This is a genomic window from Flavobacterium zubiriense, from assembly GCF_041729725.1.
In the GTDB taxonomy this organism is placed as follows: domain Bacteria; phylum Bacteroidota; class Bacteroidia; order Flavobacteriales; family Flavobacteriaceae; genus Flavobacterium; species Flavobacterium zubiriense.
The window spans coordinates 1-16,057 of the sequence record NZ_JBCFQL010000006.1; the positions used below are offsets into that span (position 1 = coordinate 1).

Annotated in this window: 13 protein-coding genes; 8 read left to right on the forward strand and 5 right to left on the reverse strand. The window is 33.3% G+C overall.

Translation table 11 applies throughout. The features are described 5' to 3' along the window. Positions 1 to 12: 12 nt before the first annotated feature. From AAGV28_RS06450 to AAGV28_RS06465, 4 genes are all read right to left on the reverse strand, one after another. On the reverse strand, positions 13 to 645 hold the full coding sequence (locus AAGV28_RS06450; protein WP_373391643.1) for a response regulator: 633 nt from the start codon (positions 643 to 645) through the stop codon (positions 13 to 15). Then, positions 642 to 2,297 (reverse strand): sensor histidine kinase, encoded by a 1,656-nt coding sequence (locus tag AAGV28_RS06455; protein WP_373406005.1) that lies wholly within the window; start codon positions 2,295 to 2,297, stop codon positions 642 to 644. The genes AAGV28_RS06450 and AAGV28_RS06455 overlap by 4 nt, the downstream gene beginning before the upstream one ends. A gap of 424 nt (positions 2,298 to 2,721) precedes the next feature. After that, positions 2,722 to 3,942, reverse strand: a complete 1,221-nt coding sequence (locus AAGV28_RS06460) for an IS4 family transposase (RefSeq protein WP_373406006.1) — start codon at positions 3,940 to 3,942, stop codon at positions 2,722 to 2,724. Between the two features lie 352 nt (positions 3,943 to 4,294). Next, complete coding sequence (locus AAGV28_RS06465) at positions 4,295 to 4,972, reverse strand: Crp/Fnr family transcriptional regulator (protein WP_373406007.1); 678 nt, start codon at positions 4,970 to 4,972, stop codon at positions 4,295 to 4,297. Between the two features lie 109 nt (positions 4,973 to 5,081). Here AAGV28_RS06465 and AAGV28_RS06470 point away from each other — a divergent pair, with 109 nt between their 5' ends. The 8 genes from AAGV28_RS06470 to AAGV28_RS06505 all read left to right on the forward strand — a co-directional run bounded on the left by AAGV28_RS06470 (position 5,082) and on the right by AAGV28_RS06505 (position 14,290). Next, positions 5,082 to 7,469, forward strand: a complete 2,388-nt coding sequence (locus AAGV28_RS06470; RefSeq protein ID WP_373406008.1) for a heavy metal translocating P-type ATPase — start codon at positions 5,082 to 5,084, stop codon at positions 7,467 to 7,469. Between the two features lie 149 nt (positions 7,470 to 7,618). Beyond that, positions 7,619 to 7,822 carry a cbb3-type cytochrome oxidase assembly protein CcoS gene (gene ccoS, locus AAGV28_RS06475; protein WP_373406009.1) on the forward strand — a complete coding sequence of 68 codons (204 nt, stop codon included), beginning with the start codon at positions 7,619 to 7,621 and terminating at the stop codon, positions 7,820 to 7,822. Between the two features lie 45 nt (positions 7,823 to 7,867). Further along, positions 7,868 to 10,045, forward strand: coding sequence for a cytochrome-c oxidase, cbb3-type subunit I (gene ccoN, locus AAGV28_RS06480; protein WP_373406010.1), 2,178 nt, complete (start codon positions 7,868 to 7,870; stop codon positions 10,043 to 10,045). A gap of 111 nt (positions 10,046 to 10,156) precedes the next feature. Further along, on the forward strand, positions 10,157 to 10,339 hold the full coding sequence (locus tag AAGV28_RS06485) for a CcoQ/FixQ family Cbb3-type cytochrome c oxidase assembly chaperone (RefSeq protein ID WP_373406011.1): 183 nt from the start codon (positions 10,157 to 10,159) through the stop codon (positions 10,337 to 10,339). Between the two features lie 14 nt (positions 10,340 to 10,353). Further along, complete coding sequence (locus AAGV28_RS06490) at positions 10,354 to 11,256, forward strand: cbb3-type cytochrome c oxidase N-terminal domain-containing protein (protein ID WP_373406012.1); 903 nt, start codon at positions 10,354 to 10,356, stop codon at positions 11,254 to 11,256. A gap of 275 nt (positions 11,257 to 11,531) precedes the next feature. Next, on the forward strand, positions 11,532 to 12,950 hold the full coding sequence (gene ccoG / locus AAGV28_RS06495; protein ID WP_373406013.1) for a cytochrome c oxidase accessory protein CcoG: 1,419 nt from the start codon (positions 11,532 to 11,534) through the stop codon (positions 12,948 to 12,950). A 16-nt stretch (positions 12,951 to 12,966) separates the two neighbouring features. Continuing rightward, the gene (locus tag AAGV28_RS06500; RefSeq protein ID WP_373406014.1) at positions 12,967 to 13,416 is read left to right on the forward strand and encodes a FixH family protein; all 450 of its coding nucleotides are present in this window, start codon (positions 12,967 to 12,969) and stop codon (positions 13,414 to 13,416) included. A 172-nt stretch (positions 13,417 to 13,588) separates the two neighbouring features. Further along, positions 13,589 to 14,290 carry a sulfite exporter TauE/SafE family protein gene (locus tag AAGV28_RS06505; RefSeq protein WP_373406015.1) on the forward strand — a complete coding sequence of 234 codons (702 nt, stop codon included), beginning with the start codon at positions 13,589 to 13,591 and terminating at the stop codon, positions 14,288 to 14,290. 309 nt (positions 14,291 to 14,599) lie between these two features. Here AAGV28_RS06505 and AAGV28_RS06510 read toward each other — a convergent pair whose 3' ends face one another. Next, positions 14,600 to 15,571, reverse strand: a complete 972-nt coding sequence (locus tag AAGV28_RS06510) for a hypothetical protein (protein ID WP_373406016.1) — start codon at positions 15,569 to 15,571, stop codon at positions 14,600 to 14,602. Between the last annotated feature and the right edge of the window lie 486 nt (positions 15,572 to 16,057).

Below are 16,057 nucleotides of genomic sequence, written 5' to 3' on the forward strand. Positions count from 1 at the left end.
TGTTTTTGGGTATTATATTAAATTCATTTTTGTTGCTTTTTTAATGAGTTCGGCGGTATTTTTTACTTCTAACTTTTTTAAAATATTGGCGCGATGGGTTTCTATTGTGCGTGAACTCACAAATAATTTAGTAGCAATTTCTTTAGTTGTTAACCCTTTAGAAATTAATCCCAAAACTTCGGTTTCCTTATTGGACAAAATATTTTCACTGATGCTGTGTGTGGACATAAAGTTGATCATTTTTTCAGAAATTTCAGCACTAAAATATTTTTTCCCTTTATTAACGCTTCGTATTGCAAGGATTAATTCAGCTTCATCTGTATTTTTTAATAGGTATCCGTGAGCACCCATTTTAGCGCATTTTGCAATGTAATTACCATCATTGTGCATAGAAATTACAATAGGTTTTATATTAGAAGTTAAGGTTTTCAATTCTTTTAAAACCTGAAAACCATCCATATTGGGCATAGTAATATCCAGCAATACAATATCAGCCTCAAATTGGCTATTGATAAGCTCCATGAACTCAAAACCATCAGCAACACTCTTAACTATTTTTATATCATCATGCTTTCTTAGTAGCTCAGCAAGTCCTTTTCTAAAAAGCTCATGATCATCAGCTATTATTAATTTGATTTCATTCATAATTCTATGGGTAATTCAATTTCAAAGGTTGTATTTCCGGGATTTGCATTGATTGTAATGGTACCGTTGCAAATTTCTACACGTTCTTTGATGTTAATAATTCCTAAACCTAATTTAACAGTGTTGATATCAAACCCAATACCATCATCAAAATAAAAAAGAGAAACAAATTCATCAAATTCTGAAAGGGTTATTCGGATATTTTTTGCATTCGAATGTTTTAATGAATTATTAATTAGCTCTTGGCTTATTCTAAAAAGATTAATAGCTTGATGGTTTGTTATATTAGAACTTTCCTGTTGGGTTAAATCTTCATATTCAATAGTTATAGTTGTCGATTTTTTCAGACTTTCAATAAAGTTGGTTAACGTATCTCCAATTCCAAAATCATCTATTGAAGCAGGCATTAAGGCATTTGACATCAATCTGATTTCAGAAATAGTATCATCAACTATTTTTTTCATTTCTGTTTTCTTTACTTCATTTTCCACTCTGTTTTCAATATAGTGCTTCAAAGAGGTTAAATAAGGACCTACACCATCATGGAGCTCGCGCGAAAGTCGACGCCTTTCATTTTCCATACCGTTTACCAACATCCGTTTTGATTGTATTCTGGTATTTTCTTCGTTATTTCTAAACTCTATAAGCTTATCTCTCATCGCTAAAAGGCTTTTTCCCAGCAGATCATTAGAACTTTTAGGCTTAAAATTGGTATTTAAATTCATTTTTCCAATATCATCGGAAAATTTTACGGCACCTTGCAAAGAAGCTTTCAAATTCGCCAGAGCATCAAACATTTCCTTTATTTCCTCAGAATTTTTTATAAATTCATTGGTTTGGTTATAGTCTCCTTCCGCCATAATCCGGAGGCTTTTTTGCATATTCTTAATTGGATTGGTAATAATTTTTATCAGAAAAAGAGAAAGCATAACAGCCAGTAAAAAAATACCGAGCGTTAAACCTATTAGTCTTTCTTTCAACTCTTTTAATGGAAGTGTAACCTCATCAACATCTATTTCAGAAAGAATAACCATTTTTAAATTCCCCACTTCTATCAAACTGTAAACACTATATACATCAATACCCCTATAATCTTTAAAAACACCTCTGCCATTTATTCCCTTAAAAGCATTGGTCACCCCTTTTGTTTTTACCAATAGGGTGTAAGGAATTTTATTTGGATAAAAACGAGATTGAGAACGCATTCGGAAATCGTTACCCACAAGATAGGATTCGCCACTGTCTCCCATTCCTGTACGTTCAAGGAGTATGTTTTTTATTTTGTTGTAATCTAAAATTTTAACCATTCTACCTCTTTTCGAGTTGAATACAAAACCTATTGTTGTTTTTTTATCAATATGATAGCCTGTAAAGTCGTGAATTCCATTACTGTTCTTAATACTTTCTGGAAGCTTTAATACCGTAGTATCAATGTTTTGGCTGTACAATTCGGAAGCCTCAAATCGTTCCCATTCTGATTTTAACAAATGCTCAATCTGGTTTTGCTTAAGTGTTTTAATAGAATTTAATTGAAGTAAAATACGGTCGTTTAAAACGTTTGAAAACTGCATATAGGAAGAAAAAGACAACAAAGCAATTACCAATGCAATTAGACTATTAATTATAATTAGTATTAATGTTTTAATGTTCATTAAAATCTATTTTAAAGATAAAACCAGTTTAGTATGACGGATGCAAGTCATAAATGTGACCTTTCCTGATTTTAGTATCTGTTTAAGTTTTATCTAATTATTTTTTGCTATCCTTCGTTAAATTTATTTAAAAACAAGTTGATTATTCTTTTAAAATTTACCTTTCCTATCGAAAAATAATCTTCTTAAAATTCTATTATCTAAAAAATTAAACAGTTACTTGTATTTTCTTAATTTATGTAAATATACTTGGTTTGATGTTTAAAAGAAACCATTGTTGTCCGATAAATAATTTCAGACTGTTAGATTTTGTATATTTTTAGGTGCTTAACGAGATTCTATCTTGCTTTAGCTTGTTTTTTAGTATTGTCATTAGAATTCAATAAATGAAAAAATATAATTTTCAATTTAATTTATCAAATTTTCATCCTGTGGCTAAATAGTCATCGAATAGTCCTAATTGCCCATTGATTTTTGGATCTAATTCCCAATCTTTTTCTGGACTTTCTAAAAATTTAGTTAGATGAATATAGTTGAATAAATGAATTCTACAAAAACTGACTAAATTAGAGAAAGACCATTGTCTTTTCAAACTTTTCTTTATCACTCCCATCAGAAGGTTTACTATCAAGACACAATAAATTTGTATTTTGATAGCGTTCTCGTTGTCTCCTAAAAAATATTTTAGTGGAAAATTTTGTTTAATCTGTTTAAACAACAATTCTATCTGCCATCGGATTTTATAAAGCCCAGCTATTGTGTCTGCTCTAAATTCAAATAAATTGCTAATAAACTCGAAAGTTCTTTTGTGTTCCCTGTCATAATATTTTATTTTTCTTAATTTCAATTTGCCTTTGGTACTTTCTTTATCAATTTCAACTTCTATAATTTCGTCCGACAATACACCACTATGAATCTTTTCTAGAATAGTGTGTTTTTGAGTTACTTCATATTTTGCATTCTCTTTTATTCGGGTTACAAAGCCTGTTTTTTGCTGGGTAAAATGCTCAAAAGCCTTATAATCATTATATCCTTTGTCAAAAATATAGACGGTATCTTCATCACATTTTAGTTTTTCTAAAAACTGATGGTCGTGAGTTGTAGCAGCTGTAAACCATACTAAATTAGGAACTTTTTCATCTGCATTTATCACACTGTGTGATTTAATTCCACCCTTACTTTTTCCATTACTTGGCTTCCTTCCAACGCATTTTAAGATGTCTTTAAACAAGCTGATAGTGGTACTGTCAACAATTTTAACTTTCTTTTCTAATGCTATTTCAACTCGACTGTCCGATAAAACAAAGCTATATTTCTCCAATAGCTTGTTGTAGATTTCTTCGAAAAACTCCACTTTCCTAATCTTGTTTGCATCGGATAAAGTACTTTTTTTGGGAAGATGATTTATCCTCACAGTCTCTTCTTTTCCTGATAATCCTAGCATTCCAGAAGAAACTTCACGCAAAGAATTGCACTTTTCCAAACAACAAAAAATCATACTAAATAAATGATCTTGACTCTTGAAATATTTTACATAACGGTCCGAATTATGTTTCTTAACCGCTGTTGAAATCATAGAATCATCTAGTAAAGAAATCAACTGTCCGAAAACAGATTTAGTCGAAAAATACTTATTTTTACCCATCGTTATTTGAATTTTGCAACTCTAAATTGCGATGTTTTTTAAGAAGCCATTAATTTGGCTTCTTTTTTATCGGACAACAATGAAAAGAAACTTTAAAGTTTATAAAACACGATCTGATTATGTTATAGATAAGCCTTTTTTCTAGATAAATCTATATGTAGCTTTTTTGCTTCAAAATAATATAAAACTACCACATAAGTAAGTTGAAAGTTTTAAAGTTCTAAAGGCAAAAGAGGCTTTATTGGCTCAAACAACTACTAGTTAATGTTTTAAACAATAGTATATTATTTCAAAATACAACATCACATAGTTATCACTATTTATAACCGTAAATATTGAGCAGAAAAAGATGTCAAACCATCTTTTTGAGTTTAGGAATATCTTTAAGGATGATTTTTTTTCCTTTAATTTCAATGAGTCCTGATTTATTAAAATCAGATAATAAACGAATACAGCTTTCGGTAGCGGTACCAATCATGCTGGCGAGTTCGTCGCGGGTGAGTTGGATTTTTAGTGTGTCATCTTCGTTTTTACCAAAAGTATCCTGAAGATATAGCAAGGTTTCAGCTAGACGTTCTTTAACCGTTTTTTGAGCCATATTAACCATTTGCTTGTCGGATTCTTTGAGATCACCACAAATATTTTTCATGACATTCATAGAAAACTGATTGTTTTTATCAAAGAATCCCATGATTTCGCTTTTAGGAACAAAACATACTTGCATGTCTTCAAGAGCAACAGCGGTTAAATTTACAGGTTCATCACTTATCATCGAGCGTTGTCCCAAAAGTTCTCCTTTGGTCACCAATTTTACTATATGATCTTTACCATTAGGACTTAATTTAGTCAGTTTACAAACGCCATCTTTTACACAAAAAATCCCATTTACATTTTCGCCTTCTTCAAAAATAATTTCGCCTTTTTTTACTAAACGAGACGTCTTGCACTCGGCAAGTTTTATTAATTCGTCTTTGTTTAGTGCTTTCAAAGAGCTGAATTCTCTAACAATACATTGTTCGCATTTACTCATTTTAGAAAAAGGTTTAATTGTTTGGTAAAATTACTCATTTATATGACATATATCATATTCTGCCTAAGATTCATTCAAGAGCTTTGCAGTAGGTAAAATGAGCAAAGTTATGGACACACAAAACTGTTTCCATTGTGGTTTAGATATTGTAATAAAAGAGGAAATTATTTTTGACGAAAAAACATTTTGTTGTAACGGTTGTAAAACGGTTTACGAAATTTTTAGTCTCAATGATTTGACCTGCTATTATGATTTTGAAAAATCACCTGGAGCAACTCCACAGGACATTAAGGGTAAATATGATTTTTTAGATAATGAAAGTATCGTTTCAAAATTATTGGAATTTCAAGAGGCTACAACTGCTATTGTTTCACTTAGCATTCCTCACATACATTGTAGCTCATGTATTTGGATTTTGGAAAATTTACAACGCCTTCAAAAAGGAATAAACACTTCTCAGGTTAATTTTCCAGAGAAAAAAGTCCGTATTACATACAATTCAGAGCAAGTTTCGCTGAGTGAAATTGTGTATTTGTTGAGTTCTATAGGCTACGAACCGTATATTAGTTTAGAAAATTACGAAACTACAAAACAAAATATCGACAGGAGTTTGACTTACAAACTGGGTGTTGCTTTCTTTTGTTTTGGAAACATCATGCTACTTTCGTTTCCTGAATATTTTGAGGTAAAAGAATTTTGGCTGGACAACTACAAACCGTTTTTTAGGTGGTTGATTTTTGCATTGGCATTGCCGTCTTTTTTATATTCTGCCAGCGGATATTATGTTTCGGCTTACAAGAGTATCAAATCTCGAATGCTCAATATCGATATTCCCATTGCTCTGGGAATTATCGTCATGTTTATTCGAAGCCTTTTTGATATTGTATTGGATTACGGACCTGGTTTTTTTGATAGTTTGACAGGCTTGATTTTCTTTATGCTTTTGGGCAAAATGTTCCAAATCAAAACCTATAGTTTTTTAAGTTTCGAAAGAGACTTTAAATCCTATTTCCCCGTTGCTGTTACCCGAATAAATACGGATGCTTCTGAAGAAAGTGTTGCCGTTTACGATATTCAAAAAGGCGATCGATTACTCATTAGAAACCAGGAATTAATTCCCGTTGACGGGATTTTAATAAGCGAAAAAGCCGCCATTGATTACAGTTTCGTTACTGGAGAAGCCATTCCGATAAACAAGAATTCAGGTGATAAACTATTTGCAGGAGGAAAACAAATAGGGAAAGTAATCGAAATGGAAGTACTGTTTTCGGTTTCTCAAAGTTATTTGACGCAATTGTGGAGCAATGATGTGTTTCAGAAAAATGTGGAGCAAAAACACAAAAGCATCACCGACAGTATTTCTCGTTATTTCACTCCCATATTGTTATTGATTGCTTTTGTGGGATTTGGTTATTGGATTTTTAAAGATGCCAATACGGCTTTTAATGTTTTTACGGCTGTATTAATCGTGGCCTGTCCCTGTGCTTTGGCTTTGACGGCGCCTTTTACTTTAGGAAATGTATTGCGAATAGTAGGCAAGCAAAAGTTTTATCTCAAAAATGCTTTGGTAATCGAACAATTGGCAAAAGTAGATACGATAGTTTTTGATAAAACAGGAACGATTACAACCAATAAAAAATCGAATATTTCCTATGAGGGAAAACCTCTTTCTGAAGGCAATTTGATTCGAATAAAATCAGTACTTCGAGCATCTAATCATCCTTTAAGCAGAATGTTATATGACTTTTTACCAGATATGGAAAAGTTGAAAATTGACCATTTTGAAGAATTTACCGGCAAAGGAATTCAGGCAAAAGTAGAAGGTGATTTTATCAAAATAGGTTCGGCGAGTTTTGCTGGAAATTCGGAAGAGAATTCGGTATTACAAACTTCGGTTCACATCCAAATTGACGGCGAATATTACGGAAAATATGTTTTTAAAAATCAATATCGTGAAGGCTTAGAGCAACTTTTTAAAAACTTGAAAAACAATTACCAAATCAAAGTATTGTCAGGCGATAATGCGGGCGAAAGAGCGGCTTTAGAACAACTTTTACCCAACGGAACAGAGCTTGTTTTTAATCAAAAACCAGAACAAAAACTGGAATTTATCAAGCAATTACAGGATTCAGGAAAAAATGTGATGATGGTAGGCGATGGTTTGAATGATGCTGGAGCTTTGGCACAGAGTAATATAGGAATTTCTATTTCTGAAAATGTGAATGTTTTTTCACCTGCCTGCGATGCCATTTTAGAAGCCAGTCAATTTCAAAAACTAAACTATTTTTTAAAACTGTCAAAGAAAGCGATGTTAGTGATAAAAATGAGTTTTGTCCTGTCTTTACTTTATAATGTAGTAGGATTATCTTTTGCTATAACAGGCAATTTAGAGCCTCTGGTTGCAGCAATCATAATGCCTTTGAGTACCATAACCATTGTGAGTTTTGTCACGGTAATGAGTAATTATTATGCGAAGAAGTTGGGAGCAGGGAGTTAGAAGCTGGGAGATGGAAGATGGAAGTGAGTAAAATTTATTTTCCACCCTTTAGGGAGGGGGGAAGAAAAAGAAATTTAAGTCCAAAGCATGATAAATATCATATTTAATAAAGAAGGTCTAGAGTAATTTTGTTAACACAAATTTAAGGTATGAGTGTCATTTATTTATTAATCACCATTAGCATATTCGTTGCAGTTGGCTTTTTTATCGCTTTTGTTATTGCGGTAAAAAGTGGCCAGTATGACGACGATTATACACCCTCGGTCAGAATGCTTTTTGACGATGAGCTCAAAAAAGTTAAGAGTGAGGAGTTGAAAAAGTTAAGCGACTATAAGCAAACTTCTGACTCTTAATTCTTAACACTTTACGTATAACTTATAATCTTTTAATTTTAATATATGGAAATGCAGCAGTTTTATTACGACAACAAAATTGTTAAGAAGTTTATTTATGCTACCATTGTTTTTGGGGTAGTCGGCATGGCGGTCGGACTTTTATTAGCCTTCTTATTTTTATTCCCTAACCTGACTGATGGAGTTTCCTGGTTGAGTTTTGGTCGATTAAGACCTTTGCATACAAATGCTGTTATTTTTGCCTTTGTGGGTAATGCCATGTTTGCGGGGATTTATTATTCTTTGCAACGATTGTTAAAAGCAAGAATGTTTAGTGATTTTTTGAGTAATCTTAATTTTTGGGGTTGGCAATTAATTATTGTGGCTGCAGCAATTTCATTACCATTGGGCTACAGCACCTCTAAAGAATACGCCGAATTAGAATGGCCTATAGATATTGCAATTGCTTTGATTTGGGTTGTTTTTGGAATCAATATGATTGGAACAATTATCAAAAGAAGAGAACGCCATCTGTATGTTGCCATTTGGTTTTACCTCGCCACTTTTGTTACCGTAGCGGTATTGCATATTTTTAATAGTTTGGCTTTGCCTGTTTCTGCCATGAAAAGTTACTCTGTTTATGCAGGAGTTCAGGATGCTTTGGTACAATGGTGGTATGGACATAATGCGGTTGCTTTTTTCCTGACTACACCCTTTTTAGGAATGATGTATTATTTTATTCCAAAGGCTGCTAATCGTCCGGTGTATTCTTATCGCTTGTCTATTGTTCACTTTTGGTCTTTAATATTCTTATACATCTGGGCAGGACCTCACCATTTATTGTATTCTGCTTTGCCAAACTGGGCACAGAATTTAGGAGTGGTTTTCTCCATCATGTTGATTGCTCCGTCTTGGGGAGGAATGATAAACGGATTGTTGACGTTGCGTGGTGCTTGGGATAAAGTACGTACTGAACCAGTTTTGAAATTCTTTGTAGTGGCAATTACCGGTTACGGGATGGCCACTTTTGAAGGCCCAATGTTGTCTTTAAAGAATGTAAATGCTATAGCACATTTTACGGATTGGATTATTGCTCACGTTCACGTAGGAGCTTTGGCCTGGAACGGATTTATGGCTTTTGGTGTGATTTATTGGTTGATGCCCCGAATGACAAAAGGACCATTGTATTCTCTTAGATTAGCAAATGTTCACTTCTGGTTAGGTACTTTAGGAATCATTCTTTATACGTTACCCTTGTACGTTGCTGGTTTCCTGCAAGCGTCTATGTGGAAACAATTCAATCCTGATGGAACGTTGACTTATGGAAACTTCTTGGAAACGGTAACTCAAATTATGCCTATGTATTGGATGCGAGCGGCAGGAGGGACCTTATATATTATTGGAATGTTCATCTTAGTCTATAATATATATAAAACAGTTCGATTAAACGATGCTGTTGAAGACGAATTGGCCGAAGCTCCTGAATTACAAAAAATAAGCAGCGGAAGAATTAAAGGAGAGAAATTCCACCCTTGGTTAGAAAGAAAACCAATTCAATTGACCATTCTGGCTACCGTAGCTATTTTGATTGGAGGAATAATCCAAATTGTGCCTACCATTATGGTGAAATCAAATATTCCAACGATTTCAAGTGTAAAACCCTATACGCCATTAGAACTCGAAGGACGGGATTTATACATTCGTGAAGGTTGTGTGGGTTGTCACTCTCAAATGGTTCGTCCGTTTAGAAGTGAGGTGGAACGTTATGGGCCACAATCTAAAGCAGGAGAATTTGTTTACGATCACCCTTTTCTTTGGGGATCAAAACGTACAGGTCCTGATTTGTTAAGAGTGGGTGGGAAGTTCAATGATAATTGGCATTTTAACCACATGTGGTCGCCACAAAGTACTTCTGCCGGATCCATTATGCCAGGGTACAAATGGTTGTTTGACAACAAAGCTTTGGATATTTCAGACATCGAAGAAAAAATGAAAGTCATGAGAACCTTAGGGGTTCCTTATACCGAAGCCGAGATTGCTAATGCTCAAAAAGCAATAAAAAAACAGTCTCAAGAAATTGAAAACAATTTGCATTCAGATCCTGATTTTGTAAAAAGTTACGAAGAAAGTAAAAAGAAAGCAGCAGCCAGAGGTGAAGTATTTGTTCCAATGCAGGACAGAGAAATTGTAGCCTTAATTGCTTATATCCAAAGATTAGGAACTGATATTAAAGTGAAAAAATAGTTTATTATTTGAGGTGCTGAGAGGCTAAGGTTCTAAGTTACTAAGATTTGGTATTACAAAAAACTTAGAGCCTAAATTTCTCAGAATCTTAGAAACTTAAAAAGAAAAAAAATGTTTGAACAAATAAAACACAATATGGAAACTATCGCGGGAGTAGCGATATATCCAATACTATCGTTATTGATTTTCTTTTTCTTCTTTGTGGGATTAGGATTTTGGGTTTTCTTTTATAAGAAAGAGAAAATTAAGGAGTTGAGCGAAATTCCGTTGAATGATACCATAAAAGTAGAATAGTAAAACCATAGAAGATGAAAAAATTAATCCCAGCATATCTTAGAGTACCCGTACTTTTCTTTATCATTTTCGGAATGATAGAATATTTTATCGATTCTGGTGACCGACCTGCATTTATAAAATTCCCAATGGTTAATGTCATTCTATTGGTAGTTTTAGTGTTGTTAATTGCAATAGAAATCGTCATCAGTGCCGCTGATGCAATTGTGTACCAAATTTTACCGGAAGAAGAAAAAGCAAAATTAGCTGCTCAGGAAAATTTAAAATTAAAAGATAAAGTTTGGTTTAAAAACCTAATGAGCAAGTTAACCCGAACAGTTCCTATTGAAAATGAGGCTAGTTTGTTATTGAATCATGATTATGACGGTATCAAAGAATTAGACAATAATTTGCCGCCTTGGTGGGTCTATTCTTTCTATGCCTGTATTGTTTTTGCGGCTGTATATCTAGTTCGATTTGAGGTACTTGGAGCAGATAATCAGGAAATGGAACTGAAAAAAGAATTGGCTCAAGCCAAAATTGAAGTAGCCGAATACATGAAAAACGCTCCCGATTTGATGGATGAAAAAACGGTTACTCAATTGACGGATGCCCCCGATTTAGCGATTGGGAAAACACTTTTTGAAAATAATTGTGCAGCTTGTCATAGAGCCGATGGAGGAGGGCAAATTGGTCCTAACTTAACTGATGACAATTGGATTTTGGGTGGTGGAATCAAAAATATATTTCATACCATTTCTAATGGTGGTCGAGATGGAAAAGGGATGATCTCATGGAAAGGAACATTAAAACCGAAAGAAATTCAAAAAGTATCGAGTTATATTATGTCTTTAAGAGGAAGCAATCCTAAAGATGCCAAAGCTTCAGAAGGTGAAATTTGGGAGGAAGAAACTCCATCCGTTGTCGAAGTGAAATAAGTTCTAGAATGAATTAAACATTATTTTTCTTAAACCTTTAAGAAGTTAAGAACAATTAAGTTTTTAAAATATTAGCCTGTTTAAAATTCATCAAAATTAATTTTCCCATTCCGCCGCCGCGGATGTAATTTTGATGAATTTTCAAGAAATTTTCCACCCTTTAGGGACGGGGAAAAAGAAAATTTATTAAAAAAAATAAATTTAAACAGGCTCTTAATAAAACTAAATTTCTTAATGGTGAAAATCTAATGTTTTACAAATAAACACCAAACAAAATGTCAAAGTTAGCCGACGAAGCTTTTAGAGATACCATTGGAACGATTGACAATGAAGGAAAAAGGAAATTTATTTACCCAAAAAAACCTTCGGGCAAGTTTTATAAGTATAGAAAATGGATTAGTTATTTTCTATTATTGATTTTAATAGCCAATCCGTTTTTAAAAGTAAATGGAAATCAGTTCATGATGTTTAATATCATAGAACGTCGCTTTAATATTTTTGGTTTTCCATTTTGGCCTCAGGATTTTTATCTTTTTGTGCTTTTTATGATCATTGGAATAGTGTTTGTGATTTTGTTTACGGTAATTTTTGGACGTATTTTTTGTGGGTGGATTTGTCCACAAACGATATTCTTGGAAATGGTTTTTCGAAGAATTGAATATTGGATAGAAGGCGATAGGGGAGCTCAAATCCGTTTGGCAAAACAAGAATGGAATTCCGAAAAAATTAGAAAAAAAGCCTTGAAATGGACGGTGTTCTTGTTGATTTCTTTTGGCATAGCCAATGTATTTCTAGCTTATTTGATAGGAAGTGATGCTTTGTTTGAAATGATTGAGGATGGCCCAGTAAACCATCTGAAAACCTTAATTTCCTTATTCATTTTTACAGGAATCTTCTATTTTATTTTTGTTTGGTTTCGGGAGCAGGTTTGTATTATTGCTTGTCCGTACGGAAGGTTGCAAGGCGTACTTTTAGATAATAAATCGATTAATGTAGCCTATGATTTTGTTCGTGGTGAAAAAGAAGAAGGACGCGCTAAATTTAATAAAAAAGAAGATAGAGCACTAAGCGGAAAAGGCGATTGTATTGATTGCAAGCAATGTGTCAATGTATGTCCTACTGGAATTGATATTCGCAATGGAACTCAGCTAGAATGTGTCAATTGTACCGCTTGTATTGATGAATGTGATGCTATAATGGAAAGTGTTGGCTATCCCAAAGGCTTGATTCGATACGCATCTGAAGATGAAATTGAGAAAAAGGCTCCTTTTAAATTTACTGTCAGAATGAAAGGTTACACTGCCGTTTTAATCATTTTGATTGGAATTTTGATTGGTTTATTGTTTTTACGCACCGATGTGGAAGCCCTTATTTTACGATTACCAGGTCAGTTGTATCAACATAAAGGCGAAAATATCAGCAATGTGTTTACGTATAAAATTATCAATAAAACCAATGATGATTTAAATGCGATTCATTTTAAGTTAATTAGCATAAAAGGTAATTTAAACGTAGTAGGAAATCAAACGCTAAAAGTACCCAAACAAGAAATGACCAGCGGAACTATGTTTATTGAAATCAATAAGTATTTGTTAGAAAATGACAAAACCAAATTAAAAATAGAAGTTTACAACGGCGATAAAAAAATAGAGACCACGACTACGAGTTTCTTAAGCCCGAGAACTTTTGATTAATAAAAAAAGTAACATTATGAAGATCAATTGGGGAACTGGATTAGTAATTGCCATTGCATTGTTTATTAGTTTTATATTGTATTTTGTAATTAAAGTACAATCTAATGCTAAGTATGACAATGAGTTGGTAGTAGAAGAATATTACAAGCATGATGCTCGTTTTCAGGAAGAAATGGAACGCGTTCAAAACGCTCAGGATTTAAAACAAAAACCAGTCATAACTTTAACAAACCAAGGAATTACAATCGTTTTTCCAGAACCATTTGTTCCAAACCAAATTATAGGAAAGGTGTCTCTTTACCGACCGTCTAACAAAAAATTAGATTTCGATACTCCGATTTCGTTGTCTAATCCAACTTTGCTCATACCTAAATCAAAATTGGTAGGCGGTCAATGGGACATTAATATGGAATGGCAATACAATGGGAAAAAGTATTTGACTAAAGAATCTATTTATATTCGGTAAAAGTTAAGGGTTATGTGTTAAAGGTTATGTGTTAAGGGTTGTGAGTAAAGGGTTAGGTGTTGTGGTATGTTTTTCTGCCTTCTAATTTTCTGTATTATAATCTCTAATTCCTAACTCCTAACTCCTAACTTCCCACCTCTAACCTCTAACCTCTAACTTCTAACTTCAAATAATGCTCTACACCGCTTTACTATTCGGATTCATAAGTAGCTTTCACTGCATCGGAATGTGCGGTGCTATTGCTATGATGTTGCCAGTAGATAGAAGCAATCCTACCAAAAAAGTAACGCAAATTATTACCTATCATTTAGGACGAATAACAGCCTATGCTACAATTGGTTTTATTTTTGGTTTGCTGGGCAAAGGATTTTTTATGGCTGGAATACAGCAAAAGTTATCCATTATTATTGGAATATTGATGATTGTTGCGATTGTAATTCCAGAGAAAGTATTTGCTCAATATAATTTTTCAAAGCCTATTTTTAGATTGATTTCAAGAATGAAACAAGTTTTAGGAAGTCAATTCAAAAAGAAGTCCTATCAATCGCTTTTTACAATTGGATTGTTGAATGGTTTTTTACCCTGCGGAATGGTGTATGTTGCCTTATTTGGAGCCATTGCAATGCAAAGTACGAGTTTAGGTGTTTTGTATATGGTTTTATTTGGATTAGGAACTATTCCATTAATGAGTAGTGTGGTGTATATCAATTCGATGTTAACGCTTTCCATGCGTAACAAAATACAAAAAACAATTCCTTATGTAGTGGTTTTAATAGGAGTGTTGTTTATCCTGAGAGGATTAGGACTCGGAATTCCTTATGTTTCTCCCACTACGATGAGTTTATTTGTTCAGGAAAATCCTAATTGTCATTAGGTAATTTTAGTTTTAAGTAGTAGAAAAAGCTGTTTTGCATATTGTGAAACAGCTTTTTTGAGTTTGGCATAAAATAGTCAATGAGTAAAAAATTTTAACCCAAATTTTGTTGTTCGAATTTAGGAGACTTTGTTCTCGGGAGCTTTTATCGCAAACTTGTCATGCTGACGAAGGAAGCATCTACGCCAGTAATTCGACAAAGCATGTGTTATTTTGTAGAGTGTTTTTTATTGATTATTTGCTCATCGTTGTGGGCACAGAATGCAATTCTGCGCTAACGTTTGCGTATATCCGAGAATCTGGTTCTTGTTACTCCTCGTTTGTCGGTATGTGTTTTTCTTTACAATAAGTTTCTACTTCCGTGTCGTTAGCAAAGTAACTATCGCAAAACTCATTAAGTTCTTTTTCTGCACCTGAAATATATTTTTCGCTTGCTGTCATTAATTTTTCTGTCTGTTCAATGAACTTTTCAAACTCTTTATTCATTTTGCAAAGTTTGTCAATAGTTTTAAAGTCTAAATCACGAAATACTGATGGATAAAGAACTTTACTTTGATATGGATTTGCATTAAGCTCAATGATTCCAATTCCAAATGATTGACTTAGTCTAGCCATTTCTTCGTTTAAACTGTCGCTAAATTCAAATGCTACTAAATAACCATAATTCGCCCAACTTGAATTTGAAACTGCTTGAAAAAATGCTTTTTTAAGTTCGCTGTCGCTGTTTATTTCTCTTTTTAACTCGTAAGAGCTTAACTTAAAAGTGTCAACACGATTTATAGATTTTAAAAAATTTTGACTGACTTTTGTCTGCAAATTCAAGAGCTTAATTCCTACCATATCAGGATGTGTCCAAATTTGGTTACTATCTTTTCCGTTTGATTGTTCGTGAAAAATAGTCTTTGAGTAAGTATCTGTATTCTTTAAGTAACTGCTTAAAAGTTTATGTAAATCTCTTTCGTCATAAGTCTTTGACTTATTTATTTTGGTAGGTTTTAATATTTCAATTTCGATGTCTCCACTCAAAATTTCGATACCGATATTTTGTTCGTTTTTTGTCAAGTAGTAGGAATATGTTCCGCCGTCTTGTTTAATTCGTTTTACTCTAGTGTCGCCATTACGAATGAAGCCGCCAAGAACTGCTGAAATTGTCGAACCTGGTGTTTTTGCGACACCAAAGTCATAATAGTTTTTATCAACGATATGATTGAGAACCACTAAATAATTGGTGATGTCGTTAATATCTTCTAAACTTTTTAATACGGCTTCTTTTAATGTCATTGTTTTTTAGTTTTTTGTTTTGCAGTTTGGTCTTCTTACGATTGGCTATAACTCATTTATAGGTCTAACAAAATCAGTCCTAGCACCATTAAATTGGGTGATTTTATCTGATAAAAGCCCAGCGCTTATTCTTTTTTCAAATATAGAAAATAATACTTACAAAGTGGAGTTTTAATTTTTGTGCTTATTTATGCTGTTTTTACGCTAAGTCCAATAAAATAAGGCGTCCGAAGTAAAAAAGATGCCCTCCCGCGGTCTTCGGACTCCCTCCCGCAAGCTTCGGATAGCCATTTATATACTTCGGACAGCCTGATACGGTCTTCCGTGTCCTTATTACAAGCTTCCATTACATTGCTGTATGTTTCGGACTGGTTTTTACATTCAACTCAGTGTTGGTTGCTGTCTTAGAACCCTATTAGAGCTTAAAACTCTAACAGGGTTGATTGTAAATGGGTTGATTGTAAAAAAAGCTTTAGCTTAATCTTG